This is a genomic window from Micromonospora sp. NPDC049201, from assembly GCF_055586805.1.
On the sequence record NZ_JBVJHM010000030.1, the window covers coordinates 1 to 5368 of the forward strand.

The 5368-nt window shown below is 68.5% G+C and carries 1 protein-coding gene; it reads right to left on the bottom strand.

Annotated elements, in window-relative coordinates; translation table 11 throughout:
• Positions 1–5368 (bottom strand): type I polyketide synthase (locus tag ACZ6O5_RS31175; RefSeq protein WP_465981903.1); only part of this gene is annotated, 5368 nt, incomplete at both ends.

Here is a 5368-nt window from a genome sequence, read left to right on the forward strand (position 1 = left end):
GCCACCACCGCCCGCAACGCCGCAGCCACCCCCACCCGGGTGCCGTCAACAGCTACCCGCACCACCCGCGCACCATGCCCGAGCAGGATCTGCTCGATCCGCCCGATCCACCCCGACCCACCGTCATCAGCCGCCAGATCCGCGCCGCACACCACAAGCCACGTACCGTTCAGCGCCGCCTCAGGACCACCGGTCAACGGCTCCCACACAACCCGATACCGCCACGCGTCAACCAGCCGCCGATCCTCACGAGACCGCTGCCACGCCGCCAACGCCGGCAAAACCCCCGCCACACCCTGCTCATCAATCCGCAAAGTACTAGCCAAAGCCGCCACATCACCACGCTGCACCACCTGCCAAAACTCCGCATCAAACCCACCATCCCCACCCCCCACCGACACACCCCGCACCACCGGCCAAAACCGCTGACGCTCAAACGGATAAGTCGGCAGGGCAACCGTGTGGGTCGGGCCGGTGCCCAACGCCGGGGTCCAGTCGATGGCGATACCGGCCACGTGCAGGGCGGCCATCGACCGGAGCCAACGATCACGCCCACCATCGTCACGACGCAGCGTGCCCGCCACCACCAAATCCTCACCGGCCTGCTCCACCGCCATCGCCAACACCGGATGCGGACTAACCTCCACAAACGTGCGGTGGCCGGCCTCGGTCAGGGTCTGGATCACCTCCGCGAACCGGACCTGGTGCCGCAGGTTGCGATACCAGTAGTCCCCGTCAAGACCAGCGGTGTCGACCCGCGTCGCCTCCAGGGTCGAGTAGAACGGCACCTGCCCGGTACGAGGCCGCAGATCAGCCAGATCCGTGGACAGCCGGTCCTGGATCGCCTCCACCTGCGGCGAATGCGACGCATAGTCCACCGCGATCCGACGCACCCCCAACCCCGCGTGCGCCTGGACGAACTCCTCACACGCGGTCGTGGTACCGGATATCACCACCTGCGCCGGGCCGTTGACCGCCGCGACCGACAGGTCCCCACCCCACCCGCCGATCAACTCCCGCACCTCGTCCAACGGCGCCGGCACCGACACCATGCCCCCCAACCCCGACAACGCCGCAATCGCCCGGCTCCGCAACACCACCACCCTGGCCCCGTCAGCCAACGACAAGCCACCAGCCACACACGCCGCCGCGATCTCACCCTGACTGTGACCCACCACCGCCGCCGGCACCACACCCACCGAACGCCACAACCGCGCCAACGACACCATCACCGCCCACGACACCGGCTGCACCACATCCACCCGACCCAACAACACCGGATCAGCCAACACCTCCCGCAACGACCAACCCACCAACGGCGCCAACACCTCCCCACACCGCGTCATCGCCTCCGCGAACACCGGCTCCGCATCCCACAACGCCACCCCCATCCCCACCCACTGCGCCCCCTGCCCCGGAAACACAAACACCACACCCGACCCACCGCCCGCACCCGCCGCCACACCACGCACCACAGACGGCGAAACATCCACATCCCGCAACCCCGCCAGGAACCCATCAGCATCCCCAGCCACCACCACCGCCCGATGCGCGAACACCGACCGGCCCGCCAACGCCCGCCCGACCGTCACCGGATCCACCTCAGGCCGGTCGACCACAAACCCCGCCAACCGCTGCGCCTGCGCCCGCAACGCCACCTCAGACTTCGCCGACAACAACCACGGCACCACCCCACCGGCCGGCGAGGCCGGCTCATGACCCAACGCCGGGTCCGGTACGGCATCGGCCTCTTCCAGGATGAGGTGGGCGTTGGTGCCGCTGATCCCGAACGACGACACCCCAGCCCGTCGTGGCCGCCCGCCGTCCGGCCAGGGTGTGGCCTCGGTCAGCAGTTGCACCGAGCCGGTCGACCAGTCCACGTGTGATGAGGGCTCGTCCACGTGCAGCGTCTTGGGCATCAGTCCGTGCCGCATCGCCAAGACCATCTTGATGATTCCGGCAATGCCTGCGGCTGCCATGGTGTGGCCGATGTTCGACTTCACCGACCCCAACCGCAACGGCTGATCCGCCGGCCGGTCCTGGCCGTACGCGGCGATCAGCGCCTGCGCCTCGATCGGATCACCCAACGTGGTGCCCGTGCCGTGCGCCTCCACCACATCCACGTCGGCCGGCGACAACCGCGCGTTCGCCAAAGCCTGACGGATCACCCGCTGCTGCGACGGACCGTTCGGGGCACTCAACCCGTTGGAGGCGCCATCCTGATTGACCGCGCTGCCCCGCAGCACCGCCAACACCTGATGCCCCCGCCGGCGGGCATCCGACAACCGCTCCAACACCAACACCCCGACACCCTCACCCCAACCCGTACCATCAGCCGCGTCCGCGAACGGCTTACACCGCCCATCAGCAGCCAACCCACCCTGCCGAGAGAACCCCACGAACGCTCCTGGGGTGGCCATCACCGCTACACCGCCGGCCAGGGCCATCGAACACTCACCCGACCGCAACGCCTGCGCCGCCAAATGCACCGCCACCAACGACGACGAACACGCCGTATCCACCGACACCGCCGGGCCCTCCAAACCCAGGGTGTACGCCACCCGCCCCGACATCACACTCGCCGCGTTACCGGTACCGGAGAATCCATCCCCCGCAGAATCAGCCACACTCAACAACGTCGGATAGTCCTGCCCATGGGTACCGACATACACGCCAGTGTCCGACCCACGCAGCCCGGACGGATCGATCCCCGCCCGCTCCAACGCCTCCCAGGAAACCTCCAACAACAACCGCTGCTGCGGATCCATCGCCACAGCCTCCCGCGGACTGATCCCGAAGAACCCCGCATCGAACAACGCCGCATCAGTCAGGAACCCACCCTCGCGGACATACGTGGTCTCCGACCCCGCCGGACCCGGATCATCTGACGACCCGACATCCCAACCCCGATCCATGGGAAACTCACCCACCGCGTCAACGCCCTCGACCAGCAACTGCCAGAACTCCTCCGGGTCGCCCACCCCACCCGGATACCGACACCCCATCCCCACAATCGCCACCGGCTCATCAACACCCGCACCGACCGCCACCGGCGTAAGGACATCGGTCTGCTCACCAAGCAGCTCCGTCAGCACATACCCGGCCAACACCACCGGTGTCGGATAGTCGAAGACCAACGTGGCCGGCAACGACAGCCCAGTCGCGGCGGCCAACCGGTTACGCAACTCCACCGCGGTCAACGAGTCGAACCCGAGCTCACGGAACGCGCTGCCCGGATCAACCGCCGCGGGGTCGGCATGGCCCAGCACGACCGCGGCCTGTGCCCGCACCAGCTCCAGAACCGTCCGCTGGCGCTCCTCAACCCCCATAGCAGCCAACCTGGCGGCCAGATCCACCGGCGCGTCAGCGGTGGTCGCGGCCCGGCGGGGCGAGCCGGAGCCGCCGGCCAATGTCCGCCACAACGGCGGCACACCACCAGCCCTGGTGCGACGTAGCGCGGGCAGGTCCACCCGGATCGGCACGAGTTGCGGCTGGTCGGTGCGTATTGCCGTGTCGAACAGTGCCAGGCCCTGCTCGGAGGAGAGAGGAAGGATGCCGGCGCGTCGCATCCGGTCCAGGTCGGCCTCGTCGAGATGCCCGGTCATCGCCGACTGCGGGGCCCACAGCCCCCACGCCAACGACTGCCCCACCAGACCCGCGGTCTGCCGCCGTAGCGCCAGGGCGTCCAGGACGGCGTTCGCAGCGGCGTAGTTTCCTTGTCCCGGTGATCCGAGCGTGGCCGCTGCTGAGGAATACACCACGAACAACCCGAGATCCATGTCCTGAGTCAGTTCGTGCAGCCACCACGCCGCATCGGCCTTCGCCCGTAACACTGTCTCCAGCCGCTGCGGCGTCAACGCCTCGATCACCCCGTCGTCGAGGACTCCGGCGGTGTGCACCACCCCGACCACCGGATGCTCCACCGGCACCCCCGCCAACACCTCCGCCAGCGCATCCCGGTCAGCGACATCACACGCGGTCACCTGCACCCGTGCGCCCAGCTCGGTCAGGCCATCGACCAGCTCCGCGGCCCCGGCCGCTGCCGGGCCGCGCCGGGACAACAGCAACAGGTGCTCGACTCCGTGTGTGGTGACCAGATGCCGGGCCACCAATCCACCCAACACACCGGTCCCACCAGTGACCACCACCGTGCCACCCGCATCCAGCCCCGCCGGTAGCCGCAGCACCACCTTGCCCACATGACGGGCCGCCTGCAGATAACGCAGGGCCTGCACCCCGTGAGTCGCCTCGAACACCCTCACCGGCAAGGGCTGCAGAACCTCCGCGGCGAACATGTCCAGAATCTCGCCGAGCATCTGCCCGATCCGGTCAGCGCCGGCCTCGGACAGGTCGAACGCCTGATACACCACCCCAGGGTGATCCGCGGCGACCCGGGCCGGATCCCGCACGTCGGTCTTACCCATCTCCACGAACCAGCCACCACGGGGCAGCAGGTCCAACGACGCGTCCACGAACTCCCCGGCCAAAGCGTTGAGGACCACATCCACCCCCTCCCCACCGGTCACGGTCAGGAAGCCGCGGCGGAACTCCACATCCCGCGAAGACGCCAGATGCGTATCGTCCACACCCATCCCGCGCAAGATGTCCCACTTACCGGCGCTGGCGGTGGCGTACACCTGCAACCCCCACGCCCGGGCCAACTGCACCGCCGCCATCCCCACCCCACCGGCCGCAGCGTGGATCAGAATCCGCTGCCCCGCCCGCACACCGGCCAGATCCCGCAACGCGTAAAACGCGGTCAGGAACACGATCGGCACCGACGCCGCCCGAGTAAACGACCAGCCCCGCGGAATCCGGGCCAACAAACGATGGTCGGTGACCGCCACCGGCGCCAACGCACCGTTGAACATCCCGAACACCCGATCCCCGACCACCACCCCCGACACACCCGGCCCGGTCTCAAGCACCACCCCGGCCGCCTCACTACCCATCACCGCAGCAGGATCCGGATACATACCCAACCCGACCAACACATCCCGAAAGTTCAACCCCGCCGCCCGCACCCCAACCCGCACCTGCCCAACCCCCAGCGGCGCCACCGCCTCCGGACAATCCACCACCGCAAGGTTGTCCAGGCTGCCCGGCTCCGACACATCCAGACGCCACGACAACCGCTCAGGACCAGGCAGGAGCAGGCGGCCACTACCGGCCCGGGTCAACCGCCGCACACACAACCCACCATCGCGTACCGCGATCTCCGGCTCGCCGCTGTCGAGCACCGCCGTGAGGATTCTGCCCAGTTCACTGCCGGGGTCAGTGTCATCGTCGAGGTCGAGCAGGATGAACCGGTTGGGGTGTTCGGACTGCGCGGAACGGACCAGCCCCCACACCGCAGCCGCGGCAAGGT